Below are 25,484 nucleotides of genomic sequence, written 5' to 3'. Positions count from 1 at the left end.
GCGATGAAGCCGGTTATCCTTATCCCGGCGCGCATGGCCTCTACGCGACTGCCGAACAAACCTCTGGCGGACCTAAATGGCGAGCCCATGATCGTTGCTGTGTGGCGCCGTGCTATGGAAGCTGATCTGGCTCCAGTCTGGGTGGCAACGGACACAGCTGAAATCGCTGAAGCCATCAGGGCCGTCGGCGGCAATGCGGTCATGACTAAGCCAGATCATCCCTCTGGCTCAGACCGCATCTATGAGGCGATCTCGCGCATTGACCCAGCAAAAGACTTTGATTTGCTTCTCAATGTTCAAGGTGATCTGCCCACCGTCGCGCCCGAGACCATCCGCGCTGTATTCGAGCCATTGAAAGATGCAGAGGTCGACATATCGACGCCGGTAGCCCAAATTCATTCTGACGACGAGCGGAATGCGTCCTCGGTGGTCAAAATGATCGGTACGCCTTTGGCACCCGGTCGTTTTAGGGCCCTCTACTTTACGCGCGCTACAGCGCCGTGGGGTGAGGGGCCGCTATATCACCATATTGGTCTCTATGGGTGGAAGCGCGCGGCCTTGGAGCGCTTTGTTCAGATTGCCCCTTCTCCGCTTGAGCAACGCGAGAAACTCGAGCAGCTTCGCGCCTTGGAGCACGGCATGCGCATAGACGCGGTGGAAGTCGCTGAGGTGCCCTTGGGGGTTGATACCCAGGCCGACCTTGAAGAAGCGCGTCGCCGGCTCGGCGGGAGATAGATATGGTACTGGAAACAGCCCTGAATGCGGCCTCTGCACTTCAAGCGGCTCAGCAGACAGTGGAGATTGAGACTGCAGGCCTCCAAGCTATGCGAGACGCGCTGGACGGAGAGCTTGGGAAACGCTTTGAAGGGGCGATCTCGACGATCCTCGATGCCCAAAGCAAAGGCGGACGGATCATCGTTACTGGCATGGGGAAGTCTGGTCATATTGGGCGCAAGATAGCCGCCTCACTAGCTTCGACCGGCGCGCTGTCGCACTTTGTTCACCCGGCTGAAGCCAGTCATGGTGACCTCGGTATGGTCGGGGGCGATGACGTCGTCCTAGCGTTATCTTGGTCGGGGGAAGCGCCTGAACTGGCCGATATCATCGCTTATACACGGCGTTTTTCCGTACCATTGATTGCGATAACCTCTGGCCCAAAAAGTGCCTTAGGCTCAGCTGCGGATATTGCACTTGTCTTGCCGAAGATGGCTGAGGCCTGCCCAAATGGGCTTGCGCCTACGACGTCTACGACCATGCAGCTTGCGATGGGGGACTGCATCACTGTCGCCCTTCTGTCGCTGAGAAAGTTTACGGCACAGGACTTCCGCCAGTTCCACCCTGGCGGAAAACTTGGCTCTCGCCTACTTAAGGTGGGGGATCTAATGCATAGTGGCGATGCCATGCCGCTCGTAAGCGATCGGTCGTTGCTATCAGAGGCGATTGTGGAAATATCGTCAAAACGTTACGGAATGACTGGCATTGTGGATGCCGGGGGCCGTTTGATTGGCATTGTTACAGACGGCGACCTGCGCCGGGCTTTCAGCGAAGGTTTCAATGACCGTCCCGTGTCAGAAATCATGACCCGGGCACCACGTGTAACCACGCCCGATACTTTGGCGTCTCAGTTGTTGGCCGAAATGAACGCGCGGAGCATTACTGGTCTGTTTGCGGTTGAAAAGGAAAAACCAGTTGGGGTGATTCATCTGCATGAAATACTGAGGGCGGGCGTTGCTTAATCGTGTGAGAAGAGCCGTTTCTTAGTCCATTCGGAATTAAGTTTGGTGATTGAAGCGCGACCACGTAGCCCCAATTCCCTTCGAAGATTATAATCGGTGCATAACTCAACTAATGCTTTCGCTGCAGAATTTACGTCGGGGTCAGCCCATGACGCGGATGGTCCATTGTGACGTTTATTTGCTGGTACCAAGGTGTAGCTAACAAGTCGGCTGTTATCCTTGTTCATAAAGCTGAGATTGCCTGACCAGCCTGTCGCGATCACAGGAATCCCATTTGCCATTGCTTCTGCCATGGGCAACCCGAAGCCCTCAGCCCGATGTAACGAGACTAATACATCACTTGATCGAAGCAATTCGGCGTTTTCGAAATCGGATAGGTTGCGCGCCAAGAAACAAATATCCTGCCGGCTTTTTGCCAGCATTTGAAGTTTTGAGTACTCGGGATATTGTTCTGATTGGAAATGCGACTTCACAGTTAGCCGCGCCGATCCCGGTTTTGGGAAGGCTGCGAGCCATGCTTCTAAAACTTTACTTGTGTTCTTACGCTCAAAATCACTACGAGGATCGAAAGTCGTAAGAACGCTGACGGCGCTGTCTGGCCTTTCAACCGGGTCGGCAATTTCTACGGGATGGGGGATTACCCTAAGCTTGGATACAAAATCACCACCATTCCATTCTTCGAAGGCACGCTTGAAGGCGTTATATACGAACTCACTTGGTACCCAAATCTCGTGAAACCAATGCGCCACGTTAACCCAAGCTCGAGGTGCAATGTCAGATTCCCATACCCAGTAAGCTACACGATAGTGACTCGCCCACTCTTTGTTTGAGTGTGTCAATAGCGCGATAATTGATTCTGGAGGATTGGCTTGGACGATCCAAATGGCTTCAGTAACGCCTAATCTTCTCGGTTTACTAGAAACAATTCGGGCGTAGTAATTTCTAAGATCGTCTCTTATAACATCGTATCCCGCTTTACTTAATGCAGCGCATGTTAACTTTGCGGCTCTGCCTATACCTAGATTTTCGTTTAGAAATCCGGTGACAATAACGGGTGCATTTTTGGCAGGAGAATTTAACTCGCATCTCTTCCAAAAATATTTACTCAATGCGTACTTTGCTCTGAGGGCAAATGTGTGAACTTTCTGAAGGAGAAAATACTTCAATATGGCTCCGTTAGGCTCTCGATTTTATCTAGTGTGTTTACAAGGGCGGGGTTCAGCGGGCTAAACTAAGCGTCCTGTTCAAATGTCCACGGTGTACGTGTACGTCGGATCAATCGAAACCTCCGATAGTGCTTGTCGCAAAAGGGGGGGTCGGCTAAATCCAAGTCTTAGATGAGGCCTCAGGCGGAATGTGGCTACGGGCATCCGCGAGTGGGTTGGATTGCGAGTTATAGGAGGTTTTTTTGCAGCAAGTAGTGCGAACTCGAGCCCCACTCCGTTTGGGCCTAGCAGGTGGCGGTACCGACGTTTCTCCTTACTGTGACAAATACGGTGGAGCTATCATCAATGTAACAATCGATAAGTTTGCCTACGCAAGTGTTAGATTCGCACAAGACCATAAAGTGCGTTTTCAGGCGATGGACCTTGATCTCAGCGAAAGTTTCGAAACCACCGGGCGCGTTCCTGAGACGTCCTTACTCAAATTACACAGAGGCGTTTATAATCGGATTATAGATCAATTTAACGGTGGTGTCCCGATCGCTGTTCACCTGTCAACGCATGTAGACGCACCTATGGGGTCAGGGCTGGGTTCATCGTCAGCCCTCGTGGTATCGATGGTTGCCGCGTTCTGTGAGTTACTGTCTATACCCCTTGGCGAATATGAAATTGCCAGGTTAGCCTTTGATATTGAAAGAATAGACTTGAAACTGAACGGGGGTCGGCAAGATCAGTATGCGGCAACCTTCGGTGGCTTCAACTATATGGAATTTGGAGCTGATGAGCGTGTAGTTGTAAACCCGTTGCGTATTCGCCCTCATATACATAACGAGCTCGAGGCTTCAATTTTGTTGACATTTACCGGAGCTTCGCGTGAGTCGGCGAAAATTATCGACGCTCAATCCCAGTCTGTAACTGGTGGAGGTGTGTCCCTTGAGGCAATGCACCAGCTAAAACTTGAAGCCAATCAGATGAAAGAGGCTCTTTTATTTGGCCGAATTGGCCAGATGGCCGAGATTTTGCGTAGTGGTTGGGAGGCTAAGAAAAGGACGTCAAAGACAGTGTCCACTCCGGAGGTGGAAAAGCTTTTCGATACCGTACTAAAAAACGGAGCGATGGCGGGAAAACTGTCTGGCGCCGGCGGGGGAGGGTTTGCACTGTTTTTAGTCGATCCCGATCGTAGACCCGCCTTGATGAAGATAATCGAGGAAGAAACGAACGCTACACCTGTCGTGTGCCGATTGATAGTCGAGGGCGTGAACTCTTGGGTCGCGCCGGGATGACAATGTCTTCAAATAGATTAGTCTTCAAATAGATTAAGGCCAGTCCTTTAAGGGCTGGCCTTAATCATAGAGTTATCTGCTTTGCATTCTTTCAATTATCGAATGGGCTAGCTTAACTCCCATGCCCTTAGAGTTGTTCTCCTTAACGAACATTTGCCCTTGTTTCGACATGTTCGTCCACTTGTCTTCATCGCAGTAGAGCTCGACGATCGCGTTTGCAAATTCTATCGGGTCATCCGCCAAAATGAAATGTTCATGGTCAACAAGACTCATACCCTCAGCGGCACATGTCGTTGCCACTACCGGTAAGCCATGAGCCATCGCTGTTGAAACTTTACCTTTTACGCCAGCTCCAAACCGGATTGAGGCAGCAAAGACCCTGCAACGGTCAAACCAGGGTCCAAGATCGTCAATCATGCCTGTGACCAATACTCGGTCATCGGCATACTCGCGGATCTTGTCTGGTGGGTTTGCGCCGGCAATGATGTAGCGAGCCTCTGGCAGCTTCCGTTTCAAATGAGGCCAAATGGCTTCCATGAAGTATTCAACGGCATCTTGATTGGGTGTGTGCCCAAACCCGCCTAAAAACATAATGTCTTTTCGGTTGGCGTAGGGCACGTCCGTTCCAACGAACTCAGTCATATATGGAAAAACTTCTACGGGCGTATCGGGCAGTAACTCATTAAGTATTCTCGCTTCTAGCGTTGAGGGCACGACCGTGAAGTCAACGGCGTTAATCACCTCAAGTTCCCTTGTCTTTACGGCATCAGCAGCCGCTAATCCTGTTGGATCGCCAATAAGCTCTGCCTGTCGTTGAAGTCGAAGGAAGTGAAGGTCCATATTGTTAAAGATAACTTTTGCTTGCGGAGCAAAAGTGCGAATATCATTCAAACACTTTTCGGCAACAGAAAATCTAAATACCTGAACTATATCGAACAGGTGTCCGTATTTCGCCATATATGAAGTGAAATTGACCTCATAAGGTGCGTACGCACATTCTACGCCCAGGCGTTGGAGGGCCTGGACAGAGCGTCTTTCATACAGAAAATTATCCTGGGGCACAAAGTATACTTTGTATCCAAGTTGTTGAAAAATTTGGATTGTAAGGGTTGTTGTGACCGAGCCTGCATCAGCCCAAGGGGTTGGGTTCGTCGCATCAACAACAAGAACGCGCTTTTGAATGTTGCGTTCACGCTCGAATTCTGGTTCGACGCCGTTCTCGCGGTGTGCAGAGAGTTCTTCGCTCCAGCGCTCGAATAGCTTCCGACTGTTTGTCACCTGAAACGCTTTTACACTCGTCGTAACGTCTGTACCGGAGGTTTTGCCCTCATAGTGAATGACCTTGGCCAAGGGTTGATACCAGGTTTCATATCCGGCGGATCGTACGCGGAAAGCAAGGTCTGAGTCTTCACAATATGCAGGGATAAAATGCGTGTCGAAGCCGTTGAGTTCCCTCCATAGTCGACTTGGTAGGGCGATTGCACAGCCAGAAGCGTAGTCGATTTGGCGGGCATGATTGTATCGAGGTCGATTGGGGTCATCGTTCCGGCCGTAGTTCCAGGCCGAGCCATCTTGCCAGATTATTCCACCGGCTTCCTGCAAGCTTCCGTCGGGATACAAAAGTTTTGATCCAATTAAGCCTGCCCGCGGAAAGGCTTCAAACGAGTCGATGAGTTCATCGAGCCAACCATCAACGACCCGAACATCGTTGTTAAGAAGTACGATCCAGTCACCTCGGGCATATGATGCGGCGCTGTTAGAGTTCTGGATGAACCCAGAATTCACTTCCTGTCGCACGTAACGGATATGTGGTATCGTCGGTAGTACATCCTGTGTCGAGTCGAGACTTGCATCATCACCAACGATTATTTCGAACGAATATTTACTGGTATGGCTGAGTAGGGAGTGTATGCAGTTTAGAGTATACGGGAGTTGTCCGTATACCGGGATAACAATAGAAACGTCGACTGTTTCCTCGTCGCTCGCGACAACTTTGGCATTGGGTATCTGTTCGCCAAGGTTAGCCGCGGCATCGACAAAATTTGGCTGTTCGCCCAAAAGTTCGAATTGTGTGAGGAAATGCGTTCCGACTTCGGCGGCGATTAGGACATCATCATCAGGTCTGATGTCATAAGGGCCTAACCCCTGCGCCGTCGACGGCCCGTATTTCTGGTACAGCCATTCAAATGTCGGGCGGTCCTCCAACCCACAGGGCACGCCCTTCTCTTGCGGAATTGAGTGGTTCTCGGCGAACGGTGATTGCGAAGGGACAATCGTCCGGTTTTCGCGGATGCCGAACTTTAGATAGTGCGCATACGGTTCTCTTCCGGATGCTTTCACATCGTCATAAAAGGTGAGGTACTTCTCGGCGCTAAAGTTGGGTGAGGGATCAAAGCCGCAACGTGATCCTTCAATCACGTAATGCCAAACATGATGCTTGGGCCTAAGCCTCAAGCCTACCTGTTCCGCATAAAACGCCTGATTGAAATTGCCTTGACGGCGTATGACTTGGACCGAGCGGTATCCATCGACAGCTCGCTTGATACCGTATTTTATAGCCGTCCGTACGGACCAATGAATGTCATTGATAAGCGTTCCCTTCGAGGCCTCGTTCGATAGGGGCTCCGACAGCGCGGTCTGAGGTAGAGTTTCTAACTGAGGTTCTTCATTCGACGCGTCGGTTTGCACCTCAGTGGATTCGCTGGGCTGAGTGACGGCTTGTGCGGCGTCTCTCGTTTCGGCATGCAAAGGTTGAATGCTAATAAACGCGTCATCTAGAAGAGGTGCGCTCGAGCGCCCTTCAAAACGCCCACTTTGGATGTAGTGAACGAAAGGATTTATTCCGGCACGTAATACATCGGGATAATTATGCAGATAAACATGAGTATTGAAAGCTGAATTGGGATTTAATTGGTTCTCGGCCCCGTTTACAACATAATGCCATAAAAGATTACTGTTTCTTGTGCTAAAATTTAGCTGAGACTTGTAATATCTTTCGTCAAACTGCCCCGATGCCCTCAATGCGATTACGCCTAGAAGGGCGCTTAATGCCTTTTTCGGACCCACTTTGAGCGTAAGTATAACCGTCCACTTGATATCCGTTAAGAGTTCAGTTGTGCATTCCTGCCGCTCTTGGATCAGTGTATCCGTTAAGCGTGAGTAACGCTCTTCTAGTTCATAAATGCGTAATTTAAGAGACTCCCCCATCTCCTGAAGAGGATTGAATTCTGATGAGATATCTTCATATCTCTTTTTGTAAAATTGATTAGATGTCTCGAGTTCTGAAATCAGAGACTTCAATTCCGCATTTTTTCGTAGATCTGAATCTATTTGTTTTACTAATAGAGAATTTCTTTTAATAAGTTCTGAGATATCAACTTTTAAATTGTATATTTGAGACTTAAGTTCAATTTCCATGGCGTCAATTGAGCGAGATTGAATCCTCGCCTTGGTGATAACGTTTGAGTTTTTAGATTGTTTCGTTTTCATGCTGTGTCGCCAATTTTTATATTTTTCTATAATAGACAGTTATTTGTCTGGCCAAATAGACGCGATAAATTCCTCTAAGTTTCCCCCTTGAAACAAGTAACCTCTAATCCCTACGGCTCCTGCCGCTTGGATATCAGTCGCTTGATCGCCAATCAAGATCGATTGGTCTGGCGATAGTTTATGCTCGCCGATAGCCCGTTGAATCATGCCGGGGTTCGGCTTTCGGTCAGGATGATTGGCGTGCCGGTAATGATCGGTCACGGCGTCAGCATGATACGGGCAGTAATAAAACGCATCTATAAAAGCTCCAAAATTGAAAAGTTGCAATTGTATGTATCGATGCAAAGCTTCGACATCGCCCTCGCTATAAAACCCTCGCGCGACACCAGCTTGATTTGTCACCACAATAACTGCAAAACCGGAGTCATTGGCTCTTCGGATGGTTTCTTTGGCTCCATCTACCCATATAAAATCTTCTATGCGGCCAACGTATCCGCTGTCGATGTTGATTACCCCGTCTCGATCCAAGAACATCGCTGGACGACGTTGATAGGGTAGATCCTGTTTGGCGATCGCGAGCGTTTCCGGGAGGCCAATGTCCAGAAAATAGCCATGAGACGCAATGCCTCCAAGTTTCCCTGCTTTTGCGAGCAAGGGGAAAAGGTCATTTTCGATCGAAGAAGGACCCTCGGGAAGGAAATCTAATACCGTCCTATCGAGTGCGTATATTCCGCCATTGATTACCCCTTCAACTGCTTCCGGAAGATCGCATTTCTCATTGAATCCGACGACAGTTTGGCCGTCTAACGTAACCGATCCAAACCTGCGCACGTCGGGCACGCATCGCAAAGCGATGACGGCGGCAAAATCTGAACTGGCCTGACGCAATTGGTCAAGCGCCCGAAAATTGATATCAAAAAGTGTGTCCCCGTTGGCCACCAGGAACGAGTCATGGAGATGATCTCTCGCAAAGTTCAGAGCGCCGCCAGTACCCATGGGGTGCGGCTCGATCAAAACCGCCACTTTTGCGGTGCCAAAAACGGCTCCGTGATATCGGTTGTAGACTGCGTCACCGAGATGGCCCGCAAGCAGCAAAATCTCATCGAAGCCTTGCCGGGCGACATTACGCAACAGAAAATCTAAGAAAACTTCATTGTCGGTGATTTGCATCAACGGCTTTGGGGTGGTGGCCGTGAGGTTGCCGAGTCTTGTCCCCCTGCCGCCAACAAGAACTACGAATTGCTTTGCATGATTTTCACTAAAATTCTGAGGCATTTGGACGCCAATCACCTACGGGTTTGATGCAGTGCTAACCTTCTAATTCGTCCAGGAAGGACGCTAGAGCAGGGATGGAGAGGTCTTCTGTCTCGTTCTCAGGCAAGTCCATGAATGCTACCGTGTGGCCCAGGATATGACAGATGCCGGCATGCCAGAGGTTGGTACGCTCTGGAAGGCTCAAAACGCCCAGCTTGGCGCCGCTATTTGAGAAAATGATATTGTGAAGTGCGCTTCCGTCCTCACCCACAACAACGCGAGCTTCACGCATAAGTTGGAATTGTTGTGCTACCGACAGCCGCTCAGGGGCGACGACCTTGTAACCTCGATCAGCAAAATGCTGAGCAACTTCCGTTGCGTTCACGATGGAGCGTCGGGTGCTACCTGAAAATTGCGCTCTGCTTAAGTATATTTTTTCCCCCGAAAGTCCCGCGGGGACAGGTTGCGGCAAAATTTGTGAGTTAAGGTGTTGCCAGGCGTTTTTAATATTTTGCGCGCCGAGCCGATAGCCGGATTTCGAGCTGGATGGAATAATGGCGCTTTCTACACTAAAGACTTTCGCAGGATGGGATTTTAGCTTGTTTGGCGCCAATTCGAAAGCCTGCAGGAATATATGCGCCCATTTGGGAATATGTTCCAGATAAATTGAGTCGAGTTTAGTTTCGGATTGAGTGAGTGTGTATAGCTTCGGAATGAAGTCGATCAGCCAGTGCCCATATATATCCTGGCCTGGCGCTGAAAGGATCACGTGCTCTCCGGCCACTGACCGCACCCGGTTTTGACTTATAAACTCTGACGCAAATCGGTAGTGTTTTTCGGCATTGAACGTGCCGGTGGCGCAATGGGTCTCGCAGTACCATTTTGCAAAATCGGGGCCCCAGAAGATTGGTTCTCCAACCAGTGCCCATTGATGATATTTGTCATAAGGTAGCGCGCAGGGCCCGATATATGAGTAGTCGTGCAACTTTATTAGACCTGAACCCATATGGCCCGGGGTGGCAATGTTTGCATCATACGCCTGAGCAAACCGTTTGCTGCCTGAACCGATTATGGTGGCGCTCGCAGGTGTCGTAGGTACGGTGTTTACATTAACCGCTCTATACGCCATCCGGTAGGACGGGTTATATAGGTCGGAGGCAATCATTTCGCCAGGATAGGGCGACGGTATAAAATTCTCTATTTGATGAAACGCGGGATTGTTACTCATGGAGACATATTCCAAAGATCGCCAAATGTCTTGTGAGACAAATGGCGATTGATGCTCAATATATATAATGGCCGAAATTCAAATATACTCAATTTTGTGCGGAATGCTCATCTGGGAAATTCGGCAGAAGTGATCACGGTCGGATTGAATTTTGGCAAATCTTGCTTTCTTACCATCATTTCGTCGATCAATTTCTGCGGCGCTTCGATAGAGAGATCCCTTAGCACCCATGGTGCGTAATTCCACCACTCTGTAGCGAGTAGTCCTGGAATGAGTTCCTCCGGAACGCGGTACTTTTTGACTACGGCGGGGTTGCCTGCAACCACAGCAAATGGGGGCACATCTTTCACGACCACCGCGTACGCTGCGACGATCGCTCCCACGCCCACTCGTACACCAGGGCGAATATAAGCACCATGACCAATCCAGGCATCGTGATCGATGTGCGTGGTTTGCAAAGGCACGTTATATGGAAGGTTTTCACGGATCTTATGTGAGTGATAGCTGTCGGCCCCTTCAAAGCTATCTCCAACATCAAATAACTTTGTATTCAGGTAAAAAAATGGGCTTGTGCTGGACCAGTCTGATGGATGGTTATGGCGACCAAGCTGTATGCTTTCTCCCATTGACACGTAGCGACCGATACGCGCGGCAAAAAAATACCCGCTCACCGCGTAACTAAAGGCGCCCATTTCCAAAGAATGGTCGATGTGCATCCATTTCAAACTGCAGGGCGCCTCCAACACAGTATGTTGTGGCAAATTGATACCATTTCCCCAAAACTGTTCGACGCCATGAGCCTTCAAATATTCTGCCAGTTGCTGAGACAATGTTACCTCTCTGTGTGGGCGTTGTATGTCACTGAGTTGTACCTATCTTCAGGTTGTCCAGCAACACCAATCGACACACCGAGACGGCCAGCTTGGAGGGCGTCTAGGGGCTTGAACATGCACGCCGCTGTTGCGCCGTCCCTGCACCTTAGCTAAGGGGTTGCGCTCCGACAGGGCTTGAAATATAGGTTCCGCCCGAATTAACTGGTGTTGAAATGGCAGCCGAAAGCAATTTTTCCAAAGCGATTAGCGACTTGACGCGTGGGATTTCGTTATCTCATGTTTGGATTTATCAAGCCTATCATGAAATTACCGCAAAATATAAGCGTACTTTGCTCGGTTCTCTGTGGAATACCGGGTCTATGGTTGTTACTGCGCTTTCTTTTTCCATAGTATTTGGCGCATTATTCGGGCAAGATCTCCGAACATTTTTTCCGTTTGTTATGGCCGGTATAATTGGCTTTAATATGGTTTCACACCTGTTTTCTGAGGCGCCGGATGTATATGTGGCAAATGGAGGCATAATTAGCAATCATGCCGGACCTTTTACATATTATACTTTCGAATCTGTGACTAAAAATTTCTTCATCACCCTGCACGGAGTGGTTGTTTTTTTTGTTGTTGTGTCCATTCTGGGTGTTTTTAAGATTCCTCATTGGAGCATTTTGATCGGCTTCCCGGTAGTTTTGCTGAACATGGCAACTTGGGGAGCGGTGGTCTCGCTTGCTGCAGCACGATTTAAGGACCTGCGGTTCCTGCTTCCGTATCTTTCGCAGCTGGTAATGTTCTTATCGCCAATCATGTTCCGTCCCGACCAATTGCCTGAACAAAAACAGTTCATTATTAACTTCAACCCGTTCTATCCCCTCATTGAGATGATCCGGTCTCCGTTGCTCGGCACGTACATGCCTTTGAAATACGTCCCAATGGCTGCGGGTGTCACGGTCTTAGGGATCGTCGTTTGGTTTTTCGCTTTCAGCGCTTTTCGGCGCCGCATTGCGTTTTGGATTTAGAGGGCTGAAAGTGTCACAAGTTGTCGAACTTCGAGGCGTTACGCTGGAATATTGCATTTATTCCGTCAAAGCACAGTCGCTCAGGACGGCGTTCCTGAATGTCGCCGTTGGCGGGAAGATGTTGAAGAATGGGCACGATGTTATTCACGTTCGTGCGTTAGATAATGTTGGGTTTAGTCTGTCCGAAGGCGACCGCCTTGGCATTATCGGCCACAATGGAGCTGGAAAGACAACTCTCCTGAAGGTTCTCGCCGGAATTTACGAGCCGGATTCAGGCTTGGTTTCAGTTAAGGGGCGTGTCTCGTCGATGGTAGATATCGGGCTCGGCCTCGATGCCACGCTAACCGGTCGCGAGAATATCATACATATGGCTCGCAGACGGGGGCACTCGACTAAAGAAATTCTCGCGAACATGGAAAGCATCGTTGAGTTTTCAGAGTTGGGCCCGTTTGTTGATTTACCTGTGAAGACCTATTCGGCAGGGATGCAATCCCGCCTTGTTTTTGCCGTCGCGACAAACTTCAATCCGGACATCCTCTTACTCGATGAATGGATTGGTGCTGGCGATGCGGGCTTCTTCGAAAAGGCGAAGGGCAAAATGAATGAAATACTCGAAAAATCTAGAGTAATGATATTGGCCACCCACAATTTCGGATTGGTGGCGGACGTTTGCAATAAGCTCCTCGTGCTTGACGGCGGGAAAATGGAGTACTTCGGCGACGTGTCGGCCTGGGACTTTAATCACATGAAGCCAATCACGTCGTGACGAAGCCAGGGCGAGGACATTAGCAATAAAAATTAGGCGGTCTCTACGGAGCACGCCTTTTTTTGGGACGAATCTACGGTGATCTGGTGGGCTCGATGAAGAAACGGTCAGTGCTTTTGCTAACGGGGCAGTTTTTTTCCTTCGCTGGTTCAGAGGTCGTCATATTTGAACTGGCCATGGAGTTTCTGGAACGAGGGTACTCCGTGGACATTGCCGCTCCTGCGATTGGATCTCCGCTCGGCTATCTTGCGACGCTCAAAGGAATCAACATAATCAATCTTGATGGGATGATTGATGTCCAATCCTATGATTTGGTTTGGGCGCAACACGGTCTTTTGGCGTCAATTAAATGGGGCGAGCTTTCACACGCCCAATCGCGCCCTTTCATCGTCTCATCGCATTTATCGCCCTATGCCGCACTCGAAGGTCCACTTCATCCGTTGGAGGAAAAACTCGCGGACCTTATCGTCTTCAACTCTGAAGAAACACGTGCGCGCTTCGCGCATGAATTTCAAACTACGCGCCAACGCGTGTTTTCGAATGCCTGCCCGCACACATTCTTTAGGGTTCGCTCGCATGGGAACAAACTTCAAAAGCTGACAGTTATATCGAACCATATGCCCGGCGAATTAGATCACGCGCTCAGGCACTTATCAATTAACTTAGGCTGTGACGTCCGTATTATTGGTTATGGGCATGAGCAGAAACTCGTCAGTGTTGACGACTTGCTTCAGACGGATGCTGTGATTACCATTGGAAAGAGCGTGCAGTACGCACTTGCCTCACGAACGCCTCCTTATGTTTATGATATACATGGAGGTCCCGGCTGGTTGACTGCTGAAAATTTCGAGGCTTCAGCGAAGAATAATTTTTCCGGCCGACCGGAGTGTCGGAAGCTCAATAGTGCTGAGATATGTGAGGAATTGATCGAGGGATATTCCGGTGCTGTCGACTTCATGAATTCAATTGACGGCAAAGTAATAGATAGATTCAGGCTAAATTTATTTGTCGATGAAATTTTAGGAATGTCTGCGGAAATAGATAATATTGTTCTGACAGATCACGAGTTGAGAATTTGTAGTTCGATTTATAGTCTGTTGAAAATTGTGAATGAGCAAAGAGTGTCTAAATTTGATGGATACTGTACTCAAGTCGTGCACAAACCCGCCTCCGATAAGTATTTCAATTGATGAAAATCGTTTCTTTTTTGAAATATATCGTTAATGCGAGATCGAAATGATAGTTGGCGCTTCCTATAATGTGTTCAATGGTGAAGAGCACTTAGTTCAGTCTCTGAAAGTGATGAGAAAGTGCGTCGAGTATATTAATATCGTCGTGCAGTTTTCTTCGAATTACGGTGAAATGTGTAGTGAAGGGCTCTGCGATGCTCTGAACGAGGCTGAATGTTCGGGCCTCTATGATAGCATAATATTTTACCGACCGGACGTAACAATATTGCCGGTTCACAATGAGTTAAGAAAGAGGAACCTGGGGCTGGATCGCTGCCGCAAAAATGGTGTAAGCCATTTTTTGACTATGGATTGCGACGAATATTATGTCCCAGAAGAATTCAAATCCGCCCGTGATATAATCGAAGTCGAAGGTTACAATTCAAGCTCTGTTGCCACCTTTTTACATGTAAAGCGACCAATTTACAGGTCAAGGCAGCCGGACACAACATGTTGTTCGTTTTTGACTAAAGTGGAAAGCGGAACGGATATCGAATTCGATGTACCATATCCTGTACCGGTTGATCCAACGAGGCGCTTATTATCACGCGAGGGGCCACATATTCACTTCGACATAGACACCATCTCAATGCGGCATATGAATCTGGTCAGGCGTGATCTGGCCTCTAAGCTTCGAAACTCGCCGAGCGCTTGGAATCAAGATTTTATGAGGCTTGTGTCTGAGGCATATACAGCCTGGAAGCCAGGCATGCAGTTGAACTTCCCTAATAAGCCGCCGATGGATATCATAGAAGTCGAAGATTTATTTGATATTGATCAGAATTTTTCTGACATGGTGTAGCGACCTTTTTCTTCGAGCGCGGTGTGCATAGAGCTAAAGTTTTCTTGGCGCAACTGGTGCTTCGCCTCTCAGATCACGGGTTGGCGAGCGATGAATATTTATCAAGCGAATAATCGCCACCATTCCTTTGGAAAAAGCATAGCTCTCCGCGCCAGTGAGGAAGAGTGCTTCGCGAAAGGTTCCGCTTGCAGGGCACCGACGATGTCACTATCGCTAGTTTGAATAACTGTTCTAAGGGGCCGGCTTCCTGATCGTGAGATGGAGGCCGCAGGTGTGAAATGAAGTTGAAATTGGTTGATGAGGGTGTGCTAGTCTACGGCTTGCCCAAAAATTGTGCAGTCACCGTTTTCCTAAACAAAGACAGAGACCGCTTCTATCAGCTTGATGACGTTCTAGGGGGGAAATGTTACGTCAAACTGCCCGAATGGTTTTTCGACACAGCTGAACACCGCGCCGAAATTGAGGTAAATTCGTCTAGGGGGCGCGAAACCCAAACGTTGATTCACCGCTCAAAATACGTTTGCGAGTTGAACGATATTGGTCGGTCGTTATTCGGCTGGATCTATGACGCCACGCGCCCGGCAACCAAGATCAAGCTAAGTGTCGACTTAGATGGTAAGGCGATTTACCACCTCATTGCTGAAGGCGAAAGCGTGTTTGCGCCTGAGGGATATTCTAATTTCGCCTTTGGGTTTGATAACCCTGTGGCGGAATGGGACCGTAGCGCTCACATCTTAGGGCTCCGGGTTTCCGGCACTCAATTCTATCCGTTTGGTGAGTATTTGGTGAACCTCACACCTGAGAGTATACTTCACTCAGATGTGGATGGCTTCAAAAGCTCGCGCTTATCAGAAAGTATTCAGCAATGTTTGAAAGAGCATAACCTCCGGCAAGCGAGGTGTAGGCGCTTAGGACAGAATTTGCCGAGTCTGCCGAATATCTGGCAGATATGCCTTCCAAATTTGAACTATCCAATTACATCAGCTGTTAATGTAATTATTCCCGTATATCGTGGTATTGAAGAGACTATTAATTGTATAAATTCCGTACTGGCTGCTAATAACGCGACTCCTGTAATTCTATCTGTGATTAATGATTGTAGCCCCGAACAGGAGCTTACGCTTCTTCTTCGGGAACACTCAGCGCAAAATGGATATCAGTACCTAGAGAATCCTGAAAATTTGGGATTTGTGTCCACCGTCAATCGGGGTATGCAGCTTCACCAGGATTCGGACGTCGTACTGCTTAACGCAGATACAGTTGTGTCGGACGGTTGGTTAGATAGGATGCGTGGTGCTGCCTATCGCGAACCGCGCGTAGGCTCGGTTTCTGCGATGTCGAACAACGCCACTATCTGTTCCGTTCCGTACATCGGCGGCCGCGAGGAAATTCCTTATGGCCTCACCTTGTCCCAAGTTAATGAGCTTCTGGGCCGTGAGAACTCTGGCGTCAGCGTTCAACTGCCAACGGCTCATGGTTTCTGTATGTACATCTCGCGAGCTTGCTTGAGACAGGTTGGCTTATTCGATGCGGAAAAATTTGGTAAAGGCTATGGTGAAGAAAACGAATTTTCTTTGCGGTCTGCTACCAAGGGATGGAAGCATGTCGTCGCCTGTGATGTCTTTGTTTATCATTGCGGCTCTGTCTCATTCAAAGAGTCTGCCGAAGGATTCATTGCGAATAACCTAAAAGTTATTGCAAGTGAATATCCCGACTATGACTACAATGTTCACCAATTTCTTAGTTCCGACCCTCTTCTGTTAGCCCGTAATCGGCTGTTAACCAGCCAGTGGAGACAAAAGAGGGTTGCCGTTCTGCTCAGTTTGGCTATCGGTGGCGGGGTGGATGAAAATCTCAACTATACGGCCGCGAAGCTGGCGTCTGAAGGCGTGACGGTACTCATTGCCAAAAGAACAAAGAAAGATTTTTATCTATTCGAAATGAATGAATGGGGTGCTGATCATGGTACTCTGTATAACTCCGTAAATGGCGTTGAAGCGCTTCTCGCTGATATATATGCGATAAATCCAATTTTTGTACATGTTCACCACGTTTTAGACATGAGTGCGAGTGTACCGGAATTCTTAATAGGCGCTGGCATACCGTACTTTGTTACACTTCACGATTATTTCTACATCTGCCCTCGTGTCACCCTGCTTAACGACGGTGGTCAATTCTGTGAAATTCCTCCGGTTACAGGATGCAATAGGTGTATTGCGCGAGGAGGAATCCATTCCGCGATAGACTCTAGCTACCAAAAAATAAGTGCTGACGTGGATGCGTGGCGCAAGTACTGGGTGAATTTTTTGTCTGGCGCACGTGCCGTTATAATTCCGAATGAATCGGCGAAAATTTATTATGCCCAGTTATTTGAAGATTTACCCTATCGTACATTATCCCATCTAGGGCCGAAAGCTCCTTCAGTGAAGTCTGAACCCGCAGCATTGCGATCGGACGAGATTGTTGTTGCCGTAATTGGCGCTATCGGGCCTCACAAGGGTTCTGAGAAGCTTGTTGAGCTCCTACGGTGGAGCCAAGACAGAAGCCTTGCCGTATCATATAAATTGATTGGCTATAGCGACCGCAACGAGTTGTTGGAGCGCTTTGACAACTTCGAAAACATTGGCCCTTACAAGGGGGTAGAGCTTGGAGATAAAATTAGGGCGTCAGGTGCGACCGTTGCCCTTTTCTTGAGCCCATGGCCTGAAACTTACTCTTATACACTTTCAGAAGCATTTCTTCACGGCTTAACGCCAGTGGCCGTTGATCTGGGCGCACTAGGTAACCGCATCGGTGGTATTGGCGTGGGGCAACTTGTCAACGCCAATGCGCATCCGCAAGAGATCATAGAGGCAATAGAAGCGGCCGCTCTCGTGCGTGTGATCCCCAAGACATACGATGAAGGGCAGTACATTAGCCTTTTGCACGACTACTACGACTTTCTGGACCCTGTAGACGAGTCCCGGCCAGCGATTAGGCTGGAGGCCGCAGAGGCAAAACCAGGAGAAGGGGGCGTGTATCTCGATGGATGGTGCGGTAAGGAAGTGTCTCTCCATTTGTCGGCAACGAGCCATACTTCAAAATTCCACCTTGGGCTTTACGTGCCGGAAGGGCGGCTAATGAACCATGTCGATATATTTGAGGGAGAAGTCTTTCTATCGAGGGAAGCGATCCTACCAGGTCAGCTAAATGATTTGGATATCGACCTGCCAATACGCTTTGGATATCGCAACATTTATCTTAAATTTGATGTGGTGGAGAAAAATGATCATCCGGACGTAAGAATGACTACGTCTTTGTTGGTTAAAGCAAGTATTAGCTAGTTATTAATATTAGCACATAAGCTCATGTCAGTTTGAAATAATATAATTTCGGGCCTGCCTTTCTTATAAAAATCCATATTAAATTTTGCGGGGGCTTTAATATTATTATTCGCATATGAAGCGTGCTATGTTCATTTTTGGTATTAATTGTTTATATTGTATCAATTCAATTTATATTGTTGGTGCCCGAAGATGTTGAATATATGATGCGGACGTGAGGATATATACAAGCTACCCTTAGTTTAAAGGTTTCCTGACGAGGTGTTATCTGCCGCAGGTCGAATTGAATGGATGCGTGGACTGAACGACGCATGCCCCCTTTTCCCTTGACGGTTGGAATGTTTGAGGTATCGACGACATGACTTGTTTGAATTTACGTCGATTGGATACGAGGCGCCGAAATGGCTTATAAAATCGCTATTATTGGCGGCGGGTGGTACGGCTGCCATATTGGTCTAGCGTTGCAGTCCTTGCAGATGGATGTCACGGTTTTTGAGAAGGCCGATCGGCCGTTGCACTATGCTTCGGGCAACAATCAATTTCGCCTGCATCAAGGCTTTCACTATGCAAGGCATCACGGCACAAGAATTCAATCTCGAGACGGTTTTATTCGGTTCACTGAGCGTTATCCTAATTTAAGCGCTCCGATTAAGCAAAATCTGTATGCTGTCCCGCGCGAGACAAGCTTAATGGATTTCGACACCTACAAGCTAATTATGGTGTCGTCCGGTATTCCGTTCGTAGAGATGCCTGAAGGGTCTCCATATCTCACCAATATAGATGGCGTCATTAAAACTGACGAGCGGGTGATCCTTCTGGATAACGCGCGCAACTATTTTTCTCAAAGACTTAAGGGGAACTTACATCTGAATACCGCGGTCGAAGCGGTCTCGAACAGCGAGGATGGGGTGGTCATAAACGGCGTGCGGTATGACTACGCAATAGATGCTACATGGGGGCATTATACGAAGCCGCCGATTAAGCTGATTTATGAACCTACCATCCTTCTCTATTATGAGACCAGCCATGACATGCCTGCTGTCACATTTGTCGATGGACCGCTAAGCTCTGTATACCCGACCGAAGATCCTTCAATTTTCACTCTCTCAAGCGTCGTTCACACTCCGTTGGGGCAATTTTCGACGCCTGAAGAGGCCGTACGTACCCGGGATGATGTGACTGGAGCAGTGTCTCTAGCCAAACGTCAGGCCATGGAAGCCCAAATTTCAGAGAATTTCCCGAAATTCAGAGACTATTTCCGCTTCGCTGGTGTGCAGTTAGCCATTAAGACCAAACCAGTCGGAAATTTCGACGATCGTAGTTGCTATGTTTATAGAGATCGGAGGTTGTTTTCGGTTTTATCGGGGAAAATCGACACGGTATTCTTTGCGGTGGAACGTATTCTAGCCTCGATTGAAACAGAACAGTCGAATGCTGGAACGCCGTCTATCGGTCCTATAAAAGGCGATATTTTGCAAAGAGAACTCGCCGATAAATTCTAGGGGTTAGCATGTCAACCGCACTCATTGGTTATACAGGATTTGTCGGGGGGACGCTCTTGCGAACCCGTGATTACGACGAGACCTACAATTCTAGTAATATAGCCGATATCAAGGGGCGCCATTTTTCAAGTGTCATTTGCGCTGGCGCAAAAGCTGTCAAATGGCAGGCTAACAAAGATCCTTCTGGCGATTTAGCCGGCATAAATACGCTTATTGAGGCAATCGACCAGATCGAGACTGACCACTTTGTTTTGGTTTCGACTGTCGACGTTTACGGAAATCCTGTTGGTGTAAGTGAAGCCGATATTCCTGCAGAGGAGGGGTTGCACGCCTATGGGCTAAATCGCAGAGTGCTTGAAAAATTTGTCGCGACGCGATTTAGCAGCCACTCGATCATTCGGTTGCCTGGACTGTTCGGGACGGGGCTGCGAAAGAATTTGATTTTTGATCTTCTGACGGACAATTTGGTTGATCAGATTAATCCATCAGGACGTCTTCAGTGGTACCCGATGAGGAGGTTCGCTGAAGATATTGATCAGATTGTTGCTTCACGTCAGCCGTTAGTAAACATCGCGGTCGAGCCAATCTTGACAAATGAGATAGCCGCCCAGTTTTTCCCAGAAGCTGCGATTGGTGAGGCTAAAGAACCTGCTCCTAATTATGATATGCAGACTCAGTATGCAGATGTCCTCGAGGGGCAAGGGAGGTACCATTTGACTAAGTCTCAGGTTCTTGAAGAACTGGGTCTTTATATCGAAGGGGAAAAGCGAGGGGCAAAATGAAGTTGGCGCTTTCCAATCTTGCTTTGAAGGCTGATGTCTCTCAAGACTATCTTCGTACTTTGCGGTCACGTGGAATCTCGGGTATCGAGGTGGCGCCCACCCGTATAGCTCCATGGGAAGAACTGACGAACGATGTTGTCGATCGGTACCGCGCGACGCTAGCAGAGGCCGATTTAGTGGTGCCATCGCTTCAGGCATTGCTTTTCGGGATCAATGACGCGCAGCTTCTCGGCGATGAAGCCGCGTTTGACATTATGGCGACCCATTTGAAAAAGGTCGCGCGCATCGGAACCCGCCTCGGAGCTAATGTCGGCGTATTTGGCTCTCCCAGAAACCGAGATCGTGGAAATCTGGAGGTGCAGGCCGCCTGGGAATTGGGACGCGAACGCTTTGGCAAGCTGGCGCGACTTGTTGCAGACGAAGGATTTTCTCTCGGTATTGAGCCGGTCCCCGAGTTTTACGGCGGTAACTTCGTAGATACATCTGATGCGGTTATTCAGATGGTCGACGAGGTCGGGCATGAGGGTCTTTGCGTCCATTTTGACACCGGATGTATCTCGCTTGGAGGGGGGAGTATCTCCGACGCCATTCAAACGGCTGGTGATAGACTGGCCCACTTTCATATCGCCGAGCCCAAATTGGCAAGTCTGCGCAATCCCTCCATCGACCATGCCGATGCGGCGAAGGCATTGAAAGCGATTAATTATGATCACTGGATTGCGATAGAAATGTTAGAGCCAGCGGGCACGGCGTCAGATGACGTCCTCTTCTCTGTTGACTATGCGGTGAAAACTTACGCGTGATATTCTCCTCGCTAACGAGGTCATGTGACGCGTTGGCTCGCTCTTGATAACTCTTATGAATAGGCGGTCTCGTGGATTCCGGATTGGCAGATAAAATTAACTCCCTTAGTCGTCTTCCGCAGAGCGACAAGGATCGGCTCATTGAGGGGCTTATTCAAGGAGGGTACCACGGAGCAGAAACCGCTCTGCCAGAGCTTTCGATATTCCGGCCACGGAACATTCAGAACATTGATGCTTATCGATACAGTGTCAGCAATGACACGCTTTATTATATAGGTGATCACAACCGCAAGCACCACGCACTCTTTTTTGATGATCAAGGGAAAATAGAGTTCAATAGTCGTTACTATTGTACGCATCTGGTAAATTTTCTTCAGCTCATTGATCAGGCTTTGTTTCTGATAGAGGAAAGCAATATTTCATCAGCCACAAATATTGGTGAAAATTTTGTTGCGATTGAGAAGTGGTTTTTAAGCTACGGCCATTTCCAGGATGAGCTCTTTAGCATAAATGATTTTATGCAACAAATGAATCTATTTGGTAAGGCGACGGGATTCCTTGACTATCCTACGGATAGTCATTTGGATACGGAAAATTTTAAGTTCAATACGAACTATCAGATTCTTGATCGGGCTGTGTTTGGCGAATCGTCTCTGAATGCGTACACATTCGGAGATGGAATTCTAAAACTTCGTGGTTTGACTCTCATCGAAAATCACATCACCAGCCCAAACTTCCATCGCTTTCCATCGTCGGTCTCAAGCAAAGCTCGTTTAGCAGCTCTAGGAAGCGGTGAAAGCACCGGGCCAGAAAAGGTGTTTATTACGCGATCGTCATCCTACCGAGATATCGGCAATAAGGATGAAGCTGAAGCTTTTTTCGCCGATCAGGGCTTTTTGATTGTCAATCCAGAAGACATCTCAATTATTGAGCTGATAAGAGTGCTCGCCAATGTCAAGTACGTGGGGATGTATTTCGGCTCAGCCATGACTAATATGATTTACATGCCTAAGGGAACAAAAGTTCATGTAATTCAAGCCAAGTCGTATTTACACGAAGGGTTGGAAATATGGCAAAATATACTGAAAGAGTACAATATAGATCTCAATGTACACAAGGCATCCGATGAAAATGTGGTGGATATTGAGATGCTAAAGGCTTTAGCTTTCAGCTAAGTTATTCGTTGGGCTTTTTGTTGTTCGGGTGATTTAATCAAACGCAATGCCGCGGCATTTCTTCTGGAGAAAGATTTAACCCTAATCCGCCTTTACTATTCCAGGTGAGCGTTTGATTGATTTAAAGTTTTTCACCCCAAATCAATGTTTCAAACCCCCAATACCACCAGGTTCCGAGCTTAACTTCTCGGGAACCAGAAGATTCCGGTTCGTCTTGCAGACCCATTAGCCATCCGATTGGTGGTTGATAACGGGTTGTTGCGTATAAAATTTTCACGCCTTCTTCGGTGAGGATAGAAATGGTTCGGCCGAAATCGGGAGGAGACCCCTGGTGAGTGTAATCATCATGATAATTCAGGCAGCCGCCCCGCCCAGGGAAATTTACGCTGTCTGCGCAGGGGAAAGACATGAAAAGCCTTCCTCCGGTTTTAAGTGCTTGTGCCATGTAGCGCACAGTTAAGTCGCGATTATCGCAGTGTTCCAAATTGTGAGAAGACATGACTGCATCTATGGTGTCCGCATATCGGCCAATAGCGTCGCAAAATTCGGAACCTGTTGTCACAATATATTCGTCAGCAATTGTTTTATTTTGCTGATTATAGTCTTCAACATCTAAGCCTATATAGTGCCACTCCGGTAAAAACTGCTTTGTGTACCAAGGAGAGTTGTTGCCGCAGCCTAGGTCGAGATAACGTCCTTTTGTCGGCAAACTCTGCAAAAAGTGCGTTTTGCTCCATTCTAGATCGGGCATTTCACGCGGTAGCGGCCGGCGTAACGATCTTAAAAATGTCGCTCCTGTCGCATCTTTGAGGTAGTCCAAGAGTTTTTCGCCATCTATTTCCCCACCGTCTCGCATTAATCTGCTCTCGCTCATTTCGGCCATTTTTCAAGATTGTCAAAGCCAGGGTATTTTCGCAACTCGAAATATGTCCAGTTTGAAATGTCGAAGAATTTAATGAGTGTACCCGTCGTGGAACACCTGAGGGCCTATGAAGCGTTTGTATGGCCTGGTTTTACGCAACGAGTACGTTCCGGTGTCAACGCCGATCCCTGAACTTGATTATACCCCAGCAGTTGGATAATAAACTGATGTCGTGGGTTTCAGGCCAGAGGGGGCTGGTCGCATATTTTAACTGCCATCTCAGTCCAGTTTGTTCAAAGGATAGCGCGATGTCGCGAAAGATCCGTGTTTCGGGTGCCTGTCAGACGGGGGGCATCATTGACAGCCTCAAAATCATGTTGCCACACGACGATGTGGGTCATTTGCCGACACCAGGTGTCTCGCCTGATGATGCGTTTGATGAAGAGATACGTACGGTCGATATTTGGGTCACCGCCCTGCCTGACTATGCTTCCGAAGATCATCTCTCGGCGCTTAATCCAAGACTGCAGGTTTTGCGTTGGCCACAATTGTACTTTCCCGCTTTCCACCCGGACATTGTCATTCCTTCGTCTGGTTCTCATGTCATTACGAGTATGGGGTGCGTCTATAATTCGACCCTTGCTTTGTGGAGTTGGAAAGAAGGAGTGCCGGTTAACAAAGCCATTCGGCTTTTTGAAAAGGATACATTGGCCGCTCTCGGTTATTTGGATGAATGGGATAACAGCGCGGCTCGTATGAAAAATGATTTCGACGCCTGCGCCCTAGATTTTTCCACGTTTTTCCTTGCGGTCAAACGCCAAGGTGTGTTCATGCACTCTAACCTCCACGCTAAGTTGTCTCCGATCGTTCATATCTCGCGCCAATTGGCCATGAAGATGGGCGCTAAGTCCGCTGATGTTTACGAACCTATCGAGGATTTCTTGGCCGATCCTCTGATCTTTGATGCTGTTTGGCCTGTCTATCCCGCCATTGCAGACAATTTAGGGGTGCCGGGTTGTTTTCGCTGGAAATCGCGTGAGCGCCATGCCTCGGATCTGAGAACGTATCTTGAAATCAGTTATGCTGATTACGACGCACAGCCTATAGAGAAAGATAATATACATACCGGCCGCTTTAACCCGGCGTTCGATGCCTTGTTGACGCGTCAACTGGAGGCTGCGGCATGAACCCTTATAGTAAGCTTGAGGACTACGCGTTTTGGTCTCGCTCTATGTCGCGTCCAGCACCGTCGCAAATTGACCCCTGCGTGAGTGGCCGGATAATTTCCCCGACCGACAAGGTTGTGACAATTGGAAGTTGTTTTGCGCAGCATCTGGGTCGTTTTATCCGAACCAGCGGGTTAAACTATTATGTGCCCGAAGCTGGTCCTGACGACATGCCTGAAACTGAAAAAGCCATACGCAATTATGGCACTTTTTCTGGGCGATACGGCAATGTTTACACAGTCCGCCAACTAAACCAGATGTTTGATCGTGCCTTCGGTCTATTTTCACCCGAGGATGATCGTTGGGAGCATAAAGGTTGTCTCGTCGACGCCTTTCGACCGCAGATTCAACCTGAAGGATTTGGATCTGAGAGTGAGCTTGAAGCTGATCGCGCTTCCCACCTTGCATATGTTCGAAATATTTTTACAGAAGCCGACTTTTTGATTTTTACACTAGGGCTGACGGAAGGCTGGCGGTCAAAGAAAGACGGCGCCATTTACCCGGTTGCGCCAGGTGTGAGTGGTGGGACATTCGATCCTGTGAAGTATGAGTTCGTCAACTTCACCGCTGCAGAATGCGAAGCTGATTTGGCTATGTTTTTGGAAAAGCTTCGGGGAGTGAACCCGCGTGCAGAGGTAATATTGACGGTTTCTCCGGTACCTCTTATTGCGACCTATGAACCTCGGCACGTTTGGGTGTCAACTACCTATAGCAAGGCTGCGTTGCGCGTTGCCGCAGACTCGGCAGAGCGAAACTTCCCAAATGTGACTTATTTTCCCTCTTATGAGATCATTACCTCTCCTGCGGCACAGGGCAGGTATTATGCCGACGACTTGCGCCAAGTAACGGATATGGGCGTTAAGCATGTCATGCGGGTCTTTTCTAAACACTTTTTTTCACCCGGCCAGGTCTCTTCCGCGCCCGCAAGCATGCCGTTTCACATAGTCGCCCAGGATAATCCCGGTATTGTCTGCGATGAAGAAGTGATTGAAAAATCACTGCATCAAAACTGAATTTA

The 25,484-nt window shown here is 48.4% G+C and carries 20 protein-coding genes; 14 read left to right on the top strand and 6 right to left on the bottom strand.

Annotated features, from left to right (window positions below; translation table 11 throughout):
- The first annotated feature begins 3 nt into the window (after positions 1–3).
- Both ASTEX_RS11275 and ASTEX_RS11270 read left to right on the top strand, forming a co-directional pair.
- The gene (locus ASTEX_RS11275) at positions 4–735 is read left to right on the top strand and encodes a 3-deoxy-manno-octulosonate cytidylyltransferase (protein WP_013479767.1); all 732 of its coding nucleotides are present in this window, start codon (positions 4–6) and stop codon (positions 733–735) included.
- Positions 736–737: 2 nt separating this feature from the next.
- Positions 738–1,736: a KpsF/GutQ family sugar-phosphate isomerase gene (locus tag ASTEX_RS11270; protein WP_013479766.1), complete on the top strand. Its 999-nt coding sequence runs from the start codon at positions 738–740 to the stop codon at positions 1,734–1,736.
- Here the strand turns inward: ASTEX_RS11270 and ASTEX_RS19965 are convergent.
- Entirely contained in the window at positions 1,733–2,902 is a 1,170-nt protein-coding gene (locus tag ASTEX_RS19965; RefSeq protein WP_013479765.1) for a glycosyltransferase family 4 protein, read from the bottom strand. The genes ASTEX_RS11270 and ASTEX_RS19965 overlap by 4 nt on opposite strands.
- 401 nt (positions 2,903–3,303) lie before the next feature.
- Here ASTEX_RS19965 and ASTEX_RS11265 point away from each other — a divergent pair, with 401 nt between their 5' ends.
- The gene (locus ASTEX_RS11265) at positions 3,304–4,182 is read left to right on the top strand and encodes a GHMP family kinase ATP-binding protein (RefSeq protein WP_144004659.1); all 879 of its coding nucleotides are present in this window, start codon (positions 3,304–3,306) and stop codon (positions 4,180–4,182) included.
- A gap of 72 nt (positions 4,183–4,254) precedes the next feature.
- On the opposite strand, the gene ASTEX_RS19960 is transcribed toward ASTEX_RS11265, so the two are convergent.
- From ASTEX_RS19960 to ASTEX_RS11245, 4 genes are all read right to left on the bottom strand, one after another.
- Entirely contained in the window at positions 4,255–7,671 is a 3,417-nt protein-coding gene (locus ASTEX_RS19960; protein ID WP_013479763.1) for a glycosyltransferase, read from the bottom strand.
- Positions 7,672–7,710: 39 nt separating this feature from the next.
- Complete coding sequence (locus ASTEX_RS11255) at positions 7,711–8,946, bottom strand: HAD-IIIA family hydrolase (protein ID WP_013479762.1); 1,236 nt, start codon at positions 8,944–8,946, stop codon at positions 7,711–7,713.
- 34 nt (positions 8,947–8,980) lie between these two features.
- Positions 8,981–10,153 carry a glycosyltransferase family 61 protein gene (locus ASTEX_RS11250; protein ID WP_013479761.1) on the bottom strand — a complete coding sequence of 391 codons (1,173 nt, stop codon included), beginning with the start codon at positions 10,151–10,153 and terminating at the stop codon, positions 8,981–8,983.
- A gap of 107 nt (positions 10,154–10,260) precedes the next feature.
- The gene (locus tag ASTEX_RS11245) at positions 10,261–10,983 is read right to left on the bottom strand and encodes an LbetaH domain-containing protein (protein WP_013479760.1); all 723 of its coding nucleotides are present in this window, start codon (positions 10,981–10,983) and stop codon (positions 10,261–10,263) included.
- A gap of 215 nt (positions 10,984–11,198) precedes the next feature.
- Here ASTEX_RS11245 and ASTEX_RS11240 point away from each other — a divergent pair, with 215 nt between their 5' ends.
- From ASTEX_RS11240 to ASTEX_RS11205, 9 genes are all read left to right on the top strand, one after another.
- On the top strand, positions 11,199–11,996 hold the full coding sequence (locus ASTEX_RS11240) for an ABC transporter permease (protein ID WP_041658646.1): 798 nt from the start codon (positions 11,199–11,201) through the stop codon (positions 11,994–11,996).
- Positions 11,997–12,006: 10 nt separating this feature from the next.
- Positions 12,007–12,762, top strand: a complete 756-nt coding sequence (locus ASTEX_RS11235) for an ABC transporter ATP-binding protein (protein WP_013479759.1) — start codon at positions 12,007–12,009, stop codon at positions 12,760–12,762.
- A gap of 62 nt (positions 12,763–12,824) precedes the next feature.
- Complete coding sequence (locus ASTEX_RS11230) at positions 12,825–13,952, top strand: glycosyltransferase family protein (RefSeq protein WP_168148113.1); 1,128 nt, start codon at positions 12,825–12,827, stop codon at positions 13,950–13,952.
- 46 nt (positions 13,953–13,998) lie between these two features.
- Positions 13,999–14,793: a hypothetical protein gene (locus tag ASTEX_RS20310; RefSeq protein WP_013479757.1), complete on the top strand. Its 795-nt coding sequence runs from the start codon at positions 13,999–14,001 to the stop codon at positions 14,791–14,793.
- A gap of 278 nt (positions 14,794–15,071) precedes the next feature.
- Complete coding sequence (locus tag ASTEX_RS11225) at positions 15,072–18,116, top strand: glycosyltransferase (protein WP_013479756.1); 3,045 nt, start codon at positions 15,072–15,074, stop codon at positions 18,114–18,116.
- Between the two features lie 401 nt (positions 18,117–18,517).
- Positions 18,518–19,618 (top strand): FAD-dependent oxidoreductase, encoded by a 1,101-nt coding sequence (locus ASTEX_RS11220; protein WP_013479755.1) that lies wholly within the window; start codon positions 18,518–18,520, stop codon positions 19,616–19,618.
- Between the two features lie 8 nt (positions 19,619–19,626).
- The gene (locus ASTEX_RS11215; RefSeq protein WP_013479754.1) at positions 19,627–20,400 is read left to right on the top strand and encodes a Rossmann-fold NAD(P)-binding domain-containing protein; all 774 of its coding nucleotides are present in this window, start codon (positions 19,627–19,629) and stop codon (positions 20,398–20,400) included.
- Positions 20,397–21,203 (top strand): sugar phosphate isomerase/epimerase family protein, encoded by an 807-nt coding sequence (locus tag ASTEX_RS11210; protein ID WP_013479753.1) that lies wholly within the window; start codon positions 20,397–20,399, stop codon positions 21,201–21,203. The genes ASTEX_RS11215 and ASTEX_RS11210 overlap by 4 nt, the downstream gene beginning before the upstream one ends.
- A gap of 83 nt (positions 21,204–21,286) precedes the next feature.
- Positions 21,287–22,378, top strand: coding sequence for a glycosyltransferase 61 family protein (locus ASTEX_RS11205; protein ID WP_144004657.1), 1,092 nt, complete (start codon positions 21,287–21,289; stop codon positions 22,376–22,378).
- Positions 22,379–22,499: 121 nt separating this feature from the next.
- Here the strand turns inward: ASTEX_RS11205 and ASTEX_RS19955 are convergent, their stop codons facing one another.
- Entirely contained in the window at positions 22,500–23,252 is a 753-nt protein-coding gene (locus tag ASTEX_RS19955; protein ID WP_168148111.1) for a class I SAM-dependent methyltransferase, read from the bottom strand.
- A gap of 296 nt (positions 23,253–23,548) precedes the next feature.
- On the opposite strand from ASTEX_RS19955, the gene ASTEX_RS11200 reads away from it, so the two are divergent.
- Both ASTEX_RS11200 and ASTEX_RS11195 read left to right on the top strand, forming a co-directional pair.
- Positions 23,549–24,427, top strand: a complete 879-nt coding sequence (locus tag ASTEX_RS11200; RefSeq protein WP_013479750.1) for a WcbI family polysaccharide biosynthesis putative acetyltransferase — start codon at positions 23,549–23,551, stop codon at positions 24,425–24,427.
- Positions 24,424–25,479, top strand: a complete 1,056-nt coding sequence (locus tag ASTEX_RS11195) for a GSCFA domain-containing protein (protein ID WP_013479749.1) — start codon at positions 24,424–24,426, stop codon at positions 25,477–25,479. Before ASTEX_RS11200 ends, ASTEX_RS11195 begins: the two co-directional genes overlap by 4 nt.
- Positions 25,480–25,484 lie beyond the last annotated feature (5 nt).

The organism is Asticcacaulis excentricus CB 48, assembly GCF_000175215.2.
Lineage (GTDB): Bacteria > Pseudomonadota > Alphaproteobacteria > Caulobacterales > Caulobacteraceae > Asticcacaulis > Asticcacaulis excentricus.
Note: the sequence above shows the minus strand (reverse complement) of the source record. Positions and strands in the feature narration are given on the sequence as shown.